The organism is Streptomyces sp. NBC_01013, from assembly GCF_045162765.1.
GTDB lineage: Bacteria > Actinomycetota > Actinomycetes > Streptomycetales > Streptomycetaceae > Streptomyces.
The window spans coordinates 1,456,539-1,471,330 of the sequence record NZ_CP108687.1; the positions used below are offsets into that span (position 1 = coordinate 1,456,539).

Here is a 14,792-nt window from a genome sequence, read left to right on the forward strand (position 1 = left end):
GCCGTTACCACGCCGCTCCCTCCGTTCCGCGGCGATGCCACGGCAGCCGGGCGGCGGCGCGGCTACGGCGGCCGGCGCCGCAGGAGCCGACGCCGCGACGCCACATCGCCTTGAGAGGATCCCCCGATGCACATCCGGATCATGGATGACCGGCCGGAGGCGCCATGGAGGCTGCGGACCCGGGCCCCCGAAAGACTCAGATCTGGCCTGCCTGCACCCCTTCGGGCTCTCCGTCCGCGCGCTCGGACCCGGCCTGCCGGCCGTCGGCCCACAGGGACCGGATGTGGGACATGTGGGCGAGCATGCAGGCCTCGGCGCCCGGTGCGTCACCGGCGACCACCAGGTCGAGCAGTTGTACGTGTTCCTGCGCGGAGGCGATCAACTGCCCCGACTCGGCCAGCCTGTTCAGGCCGAAGAGTCGTGAGCGCTTGCGCAGTTCACCGACCTCCTCGACCAGTCGGCGGTTCCCGGCCAGTGCCAGCAGGGCGAGATGGAAGCGGCGGTCCGCCTCCAGATAGCCCAGGATGTCGTGCCGCGTCGCCGCCTCGACGATCTCCACCGCCACCGGCCGCAACGCCTCCAACTCCCGTGTGAGGCCCATCCGCGCGATCCGGCCCACGGTGGGGACCTCGATCATCGCGCGGAGTTCGGTGAAGTCGTCGAGGTCCTGCTCGGTGAGTTCGGTGATCCGGAAGCCCTTGTTGCGCACGGCCTCCACCAGGCCCTCCCGGGCCAGATCGAGCATCGCCTCACGGACGGGCGTCGCCGAGACGCCGAACTCGGAGGCGAGCGCCGGTGCGGAGTAGACGGTCCCGGGCTTCAGTTCGCCGGAGATGAGCGCCGCCCGCAGCGCGTGCGCCACCTGGTCGCGCAGATGTTCCTGCGCCGAGATCACGTTGAGCGACGTCAGGCGGGCCATGTCTGTTCCTCCAGGACCGTGCGGAGCCCAAGAATACAATGTGACGTTGTCCGTCACGGATTGGGAGGATCACAGCAGGAACCCCTCGGGGAACGGGTCGGCCGGGTCGAGGAAGTACTGCGCGGTCCCGGTGATCCAGGCACGGCCCGTGACGGTGGGGACGACGGCGGGCAGCGGCCCCACGGTCGTTTCGGCCACGAGCCGGCCGGTGAACTCCGTACCGATGAATGACTCGTTGACGAAGTCGGCCCCCAGGGCGAGTTCACCCCGCGCGTGCAACTGGGCCATGCGCGCGGAGGTGCCGGTGCCGCACGGCGAGCGGTCGAACCAGCCGGGGTGGATGGCCATGGCGTGCCGGGAGCGGGCGGCGTCCGAGCCGGGGGCGATCAGCTGTACGTGCTTGAGCCCGTGGATGGCGGGGTCGAGCGGATGGACCGGGCGGTCGGCGGCGTTGACCGCGTCCATCAGGGCCAGCCCGGCGGCCAGCAGCTCCTCCTTGCGGGACCGGTCGAACGGCAGGCCCAGGTCGTCCAGGTGAACCATCGCGTAGAAGTTGCCGCCGTACGCGAGGTCGTAGGGCACGGTGCCGTGGCCCGGGACCTTCACCGTGAGCCCGAGCCCGGCACTGAAGGCGGGGACGTTGGTGAGCGTGACGGAGGCGGCGGCGCCGTCCTCGACCCGGACGTCGACGCTCACCAGTCCGGCGGGGGTGTCCAGCCGTACGGTGGTGACCGGCTCGGTGACCTCCACCATGCCGGTCTCCACCAGGACCGTGGCCACCCCGATCGTGCCGTGCCCGCACATCGGCAGACAGCCGGAGACCTCCATGAACAGCACCCCGATGTCGGCATCGGGACGGGTCGGCGGCTGGAGCACGGCCCCGCTCATCGCGGCGTGGCCGCGGGGCTCGTACATCAGCAGCGTGCGCACCGCGTCCCGGTGCGCCATGAAGTAGGCGCGGCGCTCGGCCATGGTGGCGCCGGGCAGCGTACCGATTCCGCCGGTGATCACCCGGGTGGGCATGCCCTCGGTGTGCGAGTCCACGGCGTGGAAGATGTGACGCGTGCGCAAGTGTCCCCCTCGGTCGTCCGGCCGGTCCGGTACGACGCCCGGGCCGGCGGATGTCTGCTGTGGTTACGGGTGGGGCGGGCGGTTCAGCCGAGGCCCTCGGCGAGGGCCTTCTCGGTGGCTGCGCGCACGGCGGCCAGGGCGGCGGCGTCGAGCGGCAGGCGCGGGGGCCGGGTGGGGCCGCCGTGCCGTCCGACGATGTCCATCGACGCCTTGATGGCCTGGACGAACTCCGGCTTGGAGTCCCAGCGCAGCAGGGGGTGCAGGCGCCGGTACAGCGGCAGTGCCGTGTCCAGATCCCCGGACACGGCGGCCCTGTACAGCGCGACACAGCCGGCGGGCAGCATGTTGGGACAGCCCGCGATCCAGCCGACTGCCCCGGCCAGGGCGAGCTCCAGCAGCACGTCGTCTGCGCCCACCAGCAGGTCGAGCCCCGGGGCCTCCTCCGCGATCTCGTACGCCCTGCGGACGTCCCCGCTGAACTCCTTGACGGCCACCACGGATCCCTCCGCGTGGAGCTGGGCGAGCAGCCGCGGCGTCAGGTCGACCTTGGTGTCGTACGGGTTGTTGTACGCGACGACCGGCAGACCCACGGAGGCGACCTCGGCGTAGTGCGCGCGGACTGCCTCGTCCTCGCACACGTATCCGTTCGGCGGCAGCAGCAGGACGGAGCCGGCCCCGGCCTCGGCCGCCTGCTCGGCGCGGCGCCGCGACTGGGTGCTGTCGTAGGCGGAGACGCCGGGCATCACCCTGGCTCCGTCTCCGGCCGCCTCGACGGCGACGCGCACGACCTGGTCGCGCTCCTGGTCGGTGAGGGTCTGGTACTCCCCCAGCGAACCGTTGGGCACCACGCCGTCGCAGCCTGCGGCAACGAGGTCGCGCACATGCGCGGCGTACGCGTCGAAGTCGATGGACCGGTCCTCCCGCAGGGTGAGAGGCGTGGCGACCATGACGCCCCGCCAGGGGCTGGTGCGTGCTGTGGTGTTCGTCGTCATGTGGACTCCCTGAGAGGTGCGGCGAAGAGGGGCGGACAGGTGGCTGTGGGAGGGGGTGGGCGTCCTCACGTGTCCTCGGGGCGGGCGGCACGGGCGAGGACGGACAGGGGGACCGGGCAGGCGAGTGGACGGCGGTCGGGGGTCCCGGTCTCCGCGGCGCAGCCCGCGAGCTCCCGTACGGCGAATCCGCACGTCCGGCCCTGGCACCAGCCCATCCCGGCCCGGGTGAGGAGCTTGACCGTACGGCTGTCCCCGGCACCGAGTTCACCGACAGCGGTACGGATCGCTCCGATGGTGACCTCCTCGCACCGGCAGACCTCGGTGTCCGCCGCGGCCCATTCGGTCCAGCCCGGTCCGGGCCGGTGGACGCCGCCCATCAGTTCGGCGAAGGCGCGCAGCCGGCGCCGGGCCCGGAGCAACGCCGCCGTGCGGGCCGTGCTCGGGCCGCCGCGCGCGTCCGCGACGATGGAGCGGGCGGCCAGTTCCCCCTCGGTCAGGGCGAGATGGACTCCGCCGATGCCACCGGTCTCGCCCGCGGCCCAGACTCCGGGCACCGTGGTGCGCAGTTCCTCGTCGAGCTCCAGCGCGGCCGAGCCGTCCGTGCCGCACCGGGTGGCGCAGCCCAGCCCGACAGCGAGGTCGATCTGGGGCACCAGACCGTGGCCTACGGCCAGGACGTCGCAGTCGATGCGGCGGCCGGTACCGGGCAGCGGGCGCCAGTCGCGGTCCAGCCGGCTGACCGTGACGCCCTCCACCCGGTCGGTGCCGTGTACGGCGGTGACCGCCCGGTGCATCAGCGGCCGGACCCGGTGGCGCGCCAGCGCCGCGGCGTGCCGGGCCCCTTCCGCGATCCTGCCCGGGCTGGCGGCGAGCACCAGGGGCGCGCGTCCGTACGGCCCGTAGCCGGAGGCCTCGACCAGGGCGGGGACCCGGGCGCCCGCTCGGGCGAGTGAGACCGCGACGGCCTGTAGCAGGGGCCCGCTGCCGGCGACGACGATGCGCCGGCCCGGCAGCACCAGGCTGGATTTCAGCATGGCCTGCGCCCCGGCCGCTCCGACGACCCCTGGCAGGGTCCAGCCGGGGAAGGGGAGTTGGCGCTCGTGGGAGCCGGTCGCGACCAGCAGGCGACGGGTGTCGAGCGTGGTGGGGCGGTCCCGGCCGTCGGGCCCGGTGACCGCGTGCAGGGTCCAGTCCGCTCCGCTGCGTACGACGGCCCAGACGTGGTGGCCGGCGAGGTGGCGGATCCGGCCTGCCGTGCGGTGCCGGTCGAGCCGTGCGGTGAGTGCGGCGAACTCCGTCCAGCCGTGGTGCAGCGCCTCGGGGCGGGTGGCGCCGAGGCCGGGCGCGGGGGCGCGGTAGTACTGGCCGCCCGGCGCGTCCGCGGCGTCGATCAGGACCACGTCGAGTCCGCCGTCGGCCGCGGTGACGGCGGCGGCCAGCCCGGCGGGTCCGGCACCCACCACCGCGAGTTCGGTACGGTCCGGCCGGGCGGTGGCCGGTTCAGCGGAGGGGGCCGTCATGTCCGTTCCCCTCCTGCGTGGTGACGACGTCGCCGGGCCGGGCGGGCAGCAGGCAGGCGCGACGGTTGGGCTGCCCGTTGACGGTGGCCAGGCAGTCGAAGCAGGAGCCCATCCCGCAGAAGGCGCCCCGCGGCCGTCCGCTCACCCGGGTGGTGCGCCAGGTGAGGACGGAGGCCGCCCAGAGTGCGGCCGCGATGCTCTGGCCGGGCAGGGCCCGGACCGGGCGCCCGTCCAGGGTGATCTCGAATGCGGGGCCGGGATCCGCTCGGGCCAGGCGGGCCGGGGTCGGTGCGACCGTGCGGGTGCGGGGACGTCTCACCAGGGCTCCTGCTCAGTCGGCGGTCGGACGGGGCCGGACCGTCAGCGGCTTCTCGGGAAGTACGGCGTCACAGCGGCGGCATCAGCCACGGGAACCGGCCCGGGGGCTCACACCGAACCGGTCCGGGCGGAACGGACGGGGGTCAAGGGCGGGTTCCTCCCCCCGGATCGCGGCGGTGACCAGCGCGGCCGTGGCGGGCGCGAGTCCGATGCCCGCGCCCTCGTGCCCACAGGCGTGGAAGAGACCCGGCACCCTGGGGTCGGGCCCGATCGCGGGGAGGTGGTCGGGCAGATAGGGGCGGAAGCCGTGGTAGGTCCGCAGTACGCGGGCGTCGGCCAGCACCGGGAAGAGTGCGGCCGCCGCCGCAGCCAGCCGGCTGACGACCGGGAGGGACAACGTCCGGTCGAAGCCGACCCGTTCACGGCTGGCACCGATCAGGACCGGACCCGCCCGGGTGCCCTCCACCACGGGTGAGGTCTGCAGGGCGGCCGATGCGCTCGACACGTCGGCCACGTACTCCGCCGCGTACACCTTGTGCCGGATCAGGCACGGCAGCGGCTCGGTCACCAGGACGAAGCCGCGCCGGGGCAGCACGGGCAGCTCCACGCCCGCCATGGCCGCCAGCTCCCCGCCCCGTACACCCGTCGCGTTGACCACCGCCGGGGCGAGCAGGTCGCCCGCGCCGGTCCGTACGCCGCGCACCGCGCCCGTCGGCCCGGTCAGCACGGCCGTGACCGCCCGCCCCGGGTGGAGGCTCGCTCCGGCGTCGCGGGCCGCGCGGACGAGGTGCGCCGCCGCCAGGGCCGGCTGGACCTGGGCGTCCTGCGGATAGTGGACCCCTCCGGCGAGCCCGGACGCCAAGTGCGGTTCGAGTGAAGCGAGTTCGTCGGCGGCCACTGCGGTGGCCCGCACCCCTGCCGTCCGCTGCCCGGCAGCGGTCGCGGTCAGGGCGGCCAGCGACTCGGGGCCCGCCGCGACGACCAGCCCGCCCTTCTGCTCGAACTCGACCTCCTCGGGCAGCACTTCGGCCAGCTCCCGCCAGAGTGCTGCGGACAGGAGAGCGAGATCCAGCTCCGGGCCCGGCACCTTGTCGGAGACCAGGAGGTTGCCCTCCCCTGTCCCGGTGGTGCCGCCGGCGACCGGCCCGCTGTCCACCACCGCGACCGAGAGTCCCGACCGGGCGGCGTAGTACGCGCAGGCGGCACCGACCATGCCGGCGCCGACGACGACCACGTCCAAAGACTGTCTCGTGAACACGTCAGTAATATGTCACATTGCTCAGAGGTCGCCAAGAGGGCGTCAGGGACGCCGACATGACGACCCGTCAATATCCCGGCGGAGCCCTCTACAGCCGGGGCACGTTCCGCAGGTTGGACCGGGCCATCTGAACCATCCTGCCCACGCCACCGTCCAGCACGATCTTGCTGGCCGAGAGTGCGAAGCCGGTCACCATGTCCGCACTGATCTTCGGCGGGATGGAGAGGGCGTTCGGGTCGGTCACCACGTCGACGAGTGCCGGGCCCTTGTGCTTGAAGGCGTCCCTGAGGGCACTCTCCAGTTGCTTGGGCTTCTCGACGCGGACTCCGTACGCCCCCGAGGCCCGCGCGACGGCCGCGAAGTCGGGGTTCTTGTTGGTCGTACCGAACGACGGCAGTCCCGCGACCAGCATCTCCAGCTCGACCATGCCCAACGAGGAGTTGTTGAACAGGATGACCTTGACCGGCAGGTTGTACTGGACGAGGGTCAGGAAGTCCCCCATCAGCATGGTGAATCCACCGTCCCCGGACATCGAGACGACCTGCCGGTTGCGGTCGGTGAACTGCGCGCCGATGGCCTGCGGCAACGCGTTCGCCATCGAGCCGTGACTGAACGAACCGATCACCCGGCGCTTGCCGTTCGGCGTCAGATAGCGGGCGGCCCAGACATTGCACATGCCGGTGTCGACGGTGAAGACCGCGTCCTCGTCCGCGAGTTCGTCCAGGACCGAGGCAACGTACTCCGGGTGGATCGGAACGTGCTTGTCGACCTTGCGGGTGTACGCGCTGATCACACCCTCCAGCGCGTCCGCGTGCTTCTTGAGCATCCGGTCGAGGAACTTGCGGTCGCTCTTGGCCTTCACCCGGGGGGTCAGACAACGCAGGGTCTCGCGGACGTCGCCCCAGACCGCCAGGTCGAGCTTGGAACGGCGGCCGAGGTGCTCGGGGCGCACATCGACCTGGACGATCTTCACATCGGTGGGCAGGAAGGCGTTGTACGGGAAGTCCGTGCCGAGCAGGATCAGCAGATCGCACTCGTTCGTGGCCTCGTACGCGGCGCCGTAGCCGAGCAGCCCGCTCATGCCGACGTCGTACGGGTTGTCGTACTGGATCCACTCCTTGCCGCGCAGCGCATGGCCCACGGGGGCCTTCACCCGCTCGGCGAACTCCATGACCTCGGCGTGTGCGCCCGCCGTGCCGCTGCCGCAGAACAGCGTCACCCGTTTGGCCTCGTCGACCATCCGGCAGAGCTTCTCGATCTCCGCGTCGCCCGGCCGCACGGTGGGCCGGGAGGTGACCAGGGCGTGCTCGATGGACTTCTCCGGTGCGGGCTGCGAGGCCACGTCGCCGGGCATCGAGACCACGGCGACACCGCCGCGGCCGACCGCATGCTGGATGGCCGTCTGGAGCAGCCGCGGCATCTGCTGCGGGTTGGAGATCATCTCGTTGTAGTGGCTGCACTCCTGGAAGAGCAGTTCCGGATGGGTCTCCTGGAAGTAGCCGAGTCCGATCTCGCCCGACGGGATGTGCGAGGCGAGCGCGAGGACGGGCGCCATGGACCGGTGGGCGTCGTAGAGGCCGTTGATGAGGTGCAGGTTGCCGGGACCGCACGACCCGGCACAGGCCGCCAGTTCGCCGGTGATCTGCGCCTCGGCGCCCGCGGCGAACGCGGCTGCCTCCTCGTGCCTGACCTGGATCCAGTCGATGTCGGGATTGCGGCGGATCGCGTCGACGACCGGGTTGAGACTGTCGCCGACCACCCCGTACAGGCGCTTGACGCCCGCCCGGGCGAGGATGTCGACGAACTGCTCCGACACGTTCTGCTTGGCCATGGGTGCGCACTCCCTCTGCCTGTGCTCCGTGCACGATCGGCTGACGGCGGTCCCGGCGAGTCGAGGCACCAGAACCTCGCCAGGACGGGTTCTCCGGAGTCCATCAACCCACGGCGCACGTGATTACGCCTCCCAGACGCCGACCGCCGTCCGGTCGTCGGCGTACCCCTTCACCCTGAGCTGGGTGTCGGCGAGAAACTGACCGAGACCGGGCGCCTCCGCCGGTGCCCAGCGCTCGGCAAGCTCCTCGGCCAGCGCGGGCTCGCCGCGCAACGGCTCGGCGAGGCCGGGGCTGCAGAGCAGCAGGGTGTCGCCCGGCCGGGCGACCGACGCACGGAAGCGGAACGGCTCGGCGGGCGGCGGGACCGGGTCCTCGATGTACGGGGGCGGTGCGGTGGTCACCCCCAGGTCCATGGTCAGCCGGTCGCCCTCGGGGCCGCTCTCGGGCGCTTCGGAGTTGAAGCCGGTCGCGGCCTCGCCGGTGAGCGTGCCCGTCTGCGGCACGATCGGTTCGAGGTCCTGCCAGCCGCCGCTCCGCAGCCGGAAGAGCCCGCCGCCGCCGACGCCGAAGAAGACCCGGGTGCGGCATTCGGGATCGGCGGACAGCAGGAGGCAGCGCAGACCCGTCGTGTACGCGTGCGGGTCGCGGCCGAGCTCGGCGGCGCGGGCCCGCAGTCTGCCGTAGCTGCGGTCGGTGAGCCGGTGCAGCCCGGCCTTGAGATCGCCGCGGCGGCCCGCCCTTATGTCGTCGGAGAGCCGGGCGTGACTGCGGCCGACGGCTTCCGCGATCCAGCGGCACGCGTCGGCCGCGGCCAGATGCGCGTGCTCGGACGACCGGTCGCCGCCCGCGACGGCGACCAGGACGAGCGCGCCCTCCGCGGTGCCGAACCGCGCGGTGAGCAGCGCGTCGCGCCGGAGCTCGCCCCGGAAGCGGGCGGAGTCACCCCGTACGGAAGCGGCTCGCAAGGTGTACGTGCCGTATCGGGCGCCGTCGAGCACGGTGTCGGCGACGAGCCCGTGCAGTTCGCGGGGGTCGCTCGCCGGCAGCGCGGTGGGTTCGGCGTCGTACGTGGGCGGCCTGGGGCCCACGTGGGCGACCGGGGGACGCGGCGGCGCCGCCTCGGGGAGGGGGACCGGTTCCGTGAGCGGAAGGGGTCCGGCCGGAACGGCGTCGTCGGGCCGCTCGACGACCGGGCGCCTGGGCAGCGGCGGCACCGCCCCGTCCGGTGCGACGGGCCGGCGGGACACGACGGTCGGCGCATCGGCCGGCGTCGGCGGCTCGGCATCCTGCCCGGCCGGGAGGCTCTGGGCGATGCGGGGGTCGGCGGGGGGTGGCGGGGCTTCGGGCGCGGGAGGCAGTGGTGGTGTGGGAGCGGTAGCCGGTGGCGGCCCGGCGAAGGTACGAGGTCCTGGGAGGTCGGCGAGTGGCTCCCACGGGGCGCGCGTGGCCGTCTCGGGCGGCGGGGCAGGCGACGCGTCCGCTTCTCGGGCGATCGTGGAAGGTGCCGCCCTCGGTCCGGGCACCGCGGCAGCGGTCTGGTGGGCCTCGCTGCCGTCGGGCCCCACCGCGCCCGCCGCCGAGTCGAAACGGTCATCGAGACTGTCGGCCGCATGGCTCGCCCCGGTGTCCGGGGCGGATTCGTCGTACAGCCTGCGCCACCAGTCGTCCTCGTGGGCGGCGGGCCTCTCCCCCTGCTGACTCATGCCCTTATTGTCCACCGCGGAGGCCGTGCGAAAACGGGACATCCGGAAATAGTGACCGAGTCCCGTCGTGGAAAAGGTCCGCCGGGCGGCCCCACCCCCCACGGGAAGGACGCCCGGCGGACCGGTCGGGTGACGTGACGTCAGCGCACGGCGTAGGCGTCGGTCACGGTCTGGACGACGGAGTTGCCGTTGGAGTCCGTCATTTCGGTACGCAGGGTCACCGGCTTGCCGGCCGCCTCCGCATGATTCACGGTGGCGGTCCAACGGCCGTTGTGCTGCGTGGTGGTGGCCTCGGTCCAGGTGCCGCCCTCGTCGTACGAGTACGAGACCTTGGCCGCGGTGACCTTGCCGGGCGTGTAGCCGGCGTGGCCCGAGACGCTCAGTCCGATCCGCTGACCGTCCGTCGCGGCAAGGGTCTTCATACCGTCCGACGGCAGCTCGTAGCCCGGGAAGAGCAGCGGGATGCCCTGCGAGTAGGCGTTCTCGTCGCGGTGCGAGCGGAACTTCCAGGTGGTCTCGGTCCGGGTGGACCGCTTCCACACCTGAGCGGGCTGACCGGTCTTCATGGTCATCATGGTGAGCTCGTACGCGGCGTCCTCGGCCGGGACGGTGAAGACCCCGGCCGGCCAGCCGGATTGACCGAGCACCTGGCCACCACTGGTGAGTGTCATGTTGCCCATGTCCCCGAACGAGCCCTGCAGTCCGCCGTGTTCGGTGTCGCTCCAGAAGCCCGGGGCGACGCCGATCAGATTGTCCTGGCGTTCGGCGGCAAGCTGTTCCTTGCCCTGGTCGTCGCGGGGCGCGGACGGGACGAGGACGCCCCGGTACCAGTTCGCGGATCGCTTCGCCCCGGCCTTGTACGTACGGAGCGTGTCCATCATGAACTCGCCCCAGGGGAAGCTGGAGGAGAGCGCCTGCTGCCAGGTGCTGTCGCCCGCCGAGTAGTACTCGGTCCGCTTTCCGGGTGCGGCCACGCTGTCGAACGTGCCGATGCCGAGCCGGGCACCGTAGGGCGTGGTGACGAGCAGAGTGTCCACGAAGTCGGCCGTGACACCCATCGATTCATAGGTGGACTCGACCGTGCCGAGCGCCCTGTCCCTGACCTTGTACGTGCGGTCGGAGGAGACGGTGCCCTTCTCGGGGAAGGCCAGGTTGTAGACGAACGGACTGGACGCGGTGGCCCTCCAGCTCAGCTTCACCGGTCCGGCGGCGAGCGCGGCGGCCAGAGCGGCCGCTTCGTCCGCCTGGATGCCGAGCGAGGGCAGGGGCGCCGCACCGTATCCGACGGACGGCTTCCACGGGCCCGCGGACGGGCGGTGCGCGATGATCGCCACGGCGCCGGCGGCCTTGGCGTTGCGCGCCTGGACGGCCATGAGACCGTCGTCCGCGACCTCGACCAGGGCGATCCTGCCCGAGACGTCGGCGGCCTTCAGCTCATCGGGGGTTCCGGTGCCTGCGTCGACGAGGGCGGCCTGGCCCGTTCCGTCGAGGTTGACGGAACCGGAGGAAGCGGGGGTGGGGTGCAGGGTGGCCCCGCCGACGACCGCGAGCTTCTCGATCTGCGGGGCGTAGGCGCGCCAGAAGCTGTCGAACTCGAAGTCGCCGTCACGGGCCTTGCCCTGGATGTCGACCAGGTAGTCCTTGATGACGGTGCTGCCGGCGATCGATCCGGAGTGCAGCCAGACGTCGTCCCAGCTGCGGCCGAAGGCGAGCGTGGCGCTGCGGGTCTCGGTGGTCCGGTCCTCGGTCTTCAGCTTGATCCGGTGCGCCTTGCGGGCGTCCAGTACCAGAAGGGTGTCCTTGGTGACGTTCAGCTGGGGCCGGGCCAGGTAGCCGACCGACTCGGCGAGCCGCCCGGTGGTGTCCTCGGGGTCGGCCGAGACGATGAAGCTGGAGATGAAGTATGCGCCCGGCCGCACCTGGTACACCTGGTCGATGGAGCCGTCGTTGAAGCGGCGCTCACCGGTGGCGGTGTCCGTGCCGATGACGTCCAGCGACGACGAGCCCGTGGCGGGCTCGCCGTTGCGGTCGATCAGCTTGACGCGCAGGGTGACCGTCTCGGCGCCCACGTACAGCGAGAACGGGGTGGAGACCTTGGCCCCGCCGGCGGCGGTGGCCAGCACCCGGCCGGTGACGTCGCCGTACTGGCTGTCCTGGAGGCGGGCGGTCGGGTCGAGCTTCAGCGGGACCTCGACCGTCGCCCCGGCGGGCACGGTGACGCTCTTCGCGGCGAGCGCGGCGACGGAGGACCGGACGGCCGACCCGTCGTTGCCCGTGATGCTCTGGAGCGTGAGCGAGAGCTTCACCGGCTTGTCGCCCGTGTTGGTGTACGGGATCTGCACGGTGGTGCGGTCCGACTTGTCCTGCGGCCAGTTGAACGTGCCGCCCTGGACCGCGGGAGCGCCGGTGAGCGTGGTGTCGATGGCGGCCTTGACGTCGAGCCGGCCGCCACCGGTCTCGCGTACGTCACCGGGGATGTCGCTCTTCGCGGACGAGACGAGGGCCGCCTTGATCTGCTGGGCGGTCCAGTCGGGGTGGCGTTGCTTGACGATGGCGGCGGCGCCCGCGACGTGCGGGGTGGCCATCGACGTACCGGACATCGACTGGTACGCGTAGACGCCGCGGCCGCCTGCCGCGGCGGCGGAGATGTTGACGCCGGGGGCAGCGATCTCGGGCTTGAGGGTGTGCGCGCCGATCGCGGGGCCGCGGCTGGAGAACTGGGCGGTGGAGTCGTCGCGGTCGACGGCTCCGACGGTGAGCACGCTGGGTGCGCAGCCCGGCGAGGAGACCGTGTTGAGGGAGGGGCCCGCGTTACCGGCCGCGATGACGAACAGGGTGTCCTTGCTCTTGCCCAGTTCCTGGGCGGCCAGGCTCATCGGGTCCGTGCAGTCGGTGGGGGTCTGGCTGCCCAGGCTCATGGAGACGACGTCGGCCTTCTGGTCGACGGCCCACTGCATGCCCGCGATGATCCAGGAGGAGTCACCGGAGCCGCTGTCGTTGAGCACCTTGCCGACGAGCAGATCGGCGCCGGGGGCGACGCCCTTCTTCTTTCCGCCACTGGCCGCGCCGGTGCCGCCCACGGTGGAGAGCGTGTGGGTGCCGTGCCCCTGACGGTCGTCGGTGGTGTCGGAGTCGGTGAAGTTCTTCGACTCGGCGATCCGGCCCTTGAGGTCCGGGTGTTCGGCGTCCGCGCCGGTGTCCAGGACCGCGACCTTGGTGCCCTTGCCGTCGTAGCCGGCGGCCCAGGCGAGATCTGCGCCGATCTGTTTGGTGGAGCGGTCCAGGCTGGCCTCGACCTTGCGGTCCAGCCAGAGCTTCTTCAGCCCGGCGGCGGAGCGCGACCGGCCGGTTCCGGTGACCTCCGACCAGAATCCGGCGGTCTGCTTCTTGTCGGCCTTGAGCGCCACACCGTCGATGGCCGGGAGCGCGAGGCCTCGCTCGGCACCGCGCGGGGTGACGGGGGCGCTGCGCGCGGCGTCCTTGGAGTAGGTCGCGATCAGGGGTACGGAGTCCGCGTGCGCGTCGTCGTAACCCTGGCGGATGAGCCCGGTGACGTTGAAGAGTTCCTCGTCCACGGTGCCATCGGCGAGCGCCTTCACCGCGGTGTCCGGGTAGACGTACAGGTCCTTGCCCGAGCGGCGGGTCTGTACGAGGGGGGCCGTGCCGTCCTCGCGGGGCAGTGCGGCGGCCGAGGCGTTCCCCGAACTGTCGGTGCTCACCAGCACCTTGTCGCCGGTGACCAGGGTGACCGTGACCGGTCTGCTCCCCTCGGCGGCGGCTGCCGCAGTGCCGGTCAGCGGTCTCTTCGCGGTCGCGTCGCCCTGTGGCGCTGCCACGGACGGTGCGATCACCGTGACGGCGAGGACGGCGGCGGTGGCCGCCCCCAGTGCCGTACGCGATATCGGACGCATCGCTCTCCCCATGTAAAACCAGAACGGAAAGGCACAAAGGCCCGCGTTCCGGAGGTTGTTGGTACTGCGGTGGCGCCACATTGGCAGAGTGACGGGCGGGACAGGGATGATGTGCCACGGCGGGTTTACGCCGTGGCCGCTTTCCGCCATGGCAGGACGGCCGAGCAGTGCGTCACGGCAGGGAAGCAACGCGGTCGGGAGGGGTCCGGGAATGCTGGGAGCCATAGGTCTCGACGAGACACAGGAGTCGGCCTATCGCGCGCTCGTGGCGGTGGGAGCAGCGGAGGTCACCGACCTCGCGCACCGGCTGGCACTGCCCGAACGGGACACCGAGCGGGCACTGCGGCGGCTGGAGCAGCACGGGCTGGCCGCCCAGTCGTCGGCCCGTACGGGGCGGTGGGTCGCGGCGCCGCCCGGGGTCGCGCTGGGAGCACTGCTGACGCAGCAGCGCCACGAGCTGGAGCAGGCGGAGCTGGCGGCGGTGCTGCTGGCCGAGGAGTATCGCGTGGACGCCGCCGAGCCTGCCGTGCACGACCTGGTCGAGGTGGTCACCGGTGCGAGCGCCGTGGCTCATCGCTTCCATCAGCTGCAGCTGGGGGCGACGAGTGAGGTGTGCGCCCTGGTGACCGGAAACCCGATCGCGGTGAGCGGGCTCGAGAACGAGTCCGAGGAGCAGGCCGCCACTCGCGGGGTGTCCTTCCGGGTGGTGGTCGAGCGCGCGGTGCTGGGGCTGCCGTCGGGGATCATGGAACTGTCGGCGGCGCTGAGCCGCGACGAGCAGTGCCGCGTCGTGGACCGGGTGCCGACCAAGCTGGTCGTCGCGGACGGGGCGATGGCGATGGTGCCGCTGACCGGACGGGGCGCGGAGCCGGCGGCCCTGGTGGTACACGAATCGGGACTGCTGGAGTCCCTGGCGGGGCTTTTCGAGGCGGTGTGGCGCGAGGCGATGCCGCTGCGGCTCGCCGAGAGCGGCCGGATCGTCGAGGACACGACGGGTCCCGATCCGACGGATCTGGAGATCCTGTCGCTGCTGCTGGCCGGCCTGACCGATGCCAGCGTCGCGAAGCAGCTGGACCTGGGGCTGCGGACGGTGCAGCGCCGCGTCAAGGGCCTGATGGAGCTCACCGGGGTGTCGACCCGTCTCCAGCTGGGCTGGCATGCGTACGAGCGCGGCTGGGTCGCCCGCGAGCTGCGTCCCTGAAAGGGCCCGCGTCCCTGTCTCCGCGACCCCGTCTCCGCGCCTCTGAGCTGCGCCGACGGCCTCGGGA

10 protein-coding genes are annotated in these 14,792 nt (G+C 72.3%); 1 reads left to right on the top strand and 9 read right to left on the bottom strand.

Annotation, left to right across the window (positions count from 1 at the left end; translation table 11 throughout):
- Positions 1-196: 196 nt before the first annotated feature.
- From OG538_RS06270 to OG538_RS06310, 9 genes are all read right to left on the bottom strand, one after another.
- Positions 197-919, bottom strand: coding sequence for a GntR family transcriptional regulator (locus tag OG538_RS06270; RefSeq protein WP_406090982.1), 723 nt, complete (start codon positions 917-919; stop codon positions 197-199).
- Between the two features lie 69 nt (positions 920-988).
- On the bottom strand, positions 989-1,990 hold the full coding sequence (locus tag OG538_RS06275; RefSeq protein ID WP_406090984.1) for a proline racemase family protein: 1,002 nt from the start codon (positions 1,988-1,990) through the stop codon (positions 989-991).
- An 83-nt stretch (positions 1,991-2,073) separates the two neighbouring features.
- Positions 2,074-2,982, bottom strand: a complete 909-nt coding sequence (locus OG538_RS06280; protein WP_406090986.1) for a dihydrodipicolinate synthase family protein — start codon at positions 2,980-2,982, stop codon at positions 2,074-2,076.
- Between the two features lie 65 nt (positions 2,983-3,047).
- Entirely contained in the window at positions 3,048-4,502 is a 1,455-nt protein-coding gene (locus OG538_RS06285; protein ID WP_406090988.1) for an NAD(P)/FAD-dependent oxidoreductase, read from the bottom strand.
- Complete coding sequence (locus OG538_RS06290; protein WP_406090990.1) at positions 4,483-4,821, bottom strand: (2Fe-2S)-binding protein; 339 nt, start codon at positions 4,819-4,821, stop codon at positions 4,483-4,485. Before OG538_RS06290 ends, OG538_RS06285 begins: the two co-directional genes overlap by 20 nt.
- A gap of 81 nt (positions 4,822-4,902) precedes the next feature.
- Positions 4,903-6,078, bottom strand: a complete 1,176-nt coding sequence (locus tag OG538_RS06295; protein ID WP_406090992.1) for an NAD(P)/FAD-dependent oxidoreductase — start codon at positions 6,076-6,078, stop codon at positions 4,903-4,905.
- 88 nt (positions 6,079-6,166) lie between these two features.
- A complete protein-coding gene (locus OG538_RS06300) occupies positions 6,167-7,909 on the bottom strand; it encodes a pyruvate dehydrogenase (RefSeq protein ID WP_406090994.1) in 1,743 nt (580 codons plus the stop codon).
- A gap of 123 nt (positions 7,910-8,032) precedes the next feature.
- Positions 8,033-9,613: a protein phosphatase 2C domain-containing protein gene (locus OG538_RS06305; protein WP_406090996.1), complete on the bottom strand. Its 1,581-nt coding sequence runs from the start codon at positions 9,611-9,613 to the stop codon at positions 8,033-8,035.
- A gap of 140 nt (positions 9,614-9,753) precedes the next feature.
- Entirely contained in the window at positions 9,754-13,524 is a 3,771-nt protein-coding gene (locus tag OG538_RS06310) for a S8 family serine peptidase (RefSeq protein WP_406090998.1), read from the bottom strand.
- A gap of 211 nt (positions 13,525-13,735) precedes the next feature.
- Here OG538_RS06310 and OG538_RS06315 point away from each other — a divergent pair, with 211 nt between their 5' ends.
- A complete protein-coding gene (locus OG538_RS06315) occupies positions 13,736-14,725 on the top strand; it encodes a helix-turn-helix domain-containing protein (RefSeq protein ID WP_406091000.1) in 990 nt (329 codons plus the stop codon).
- Positions 14,726-14,792: the final 67 nt, after the last annotated feature.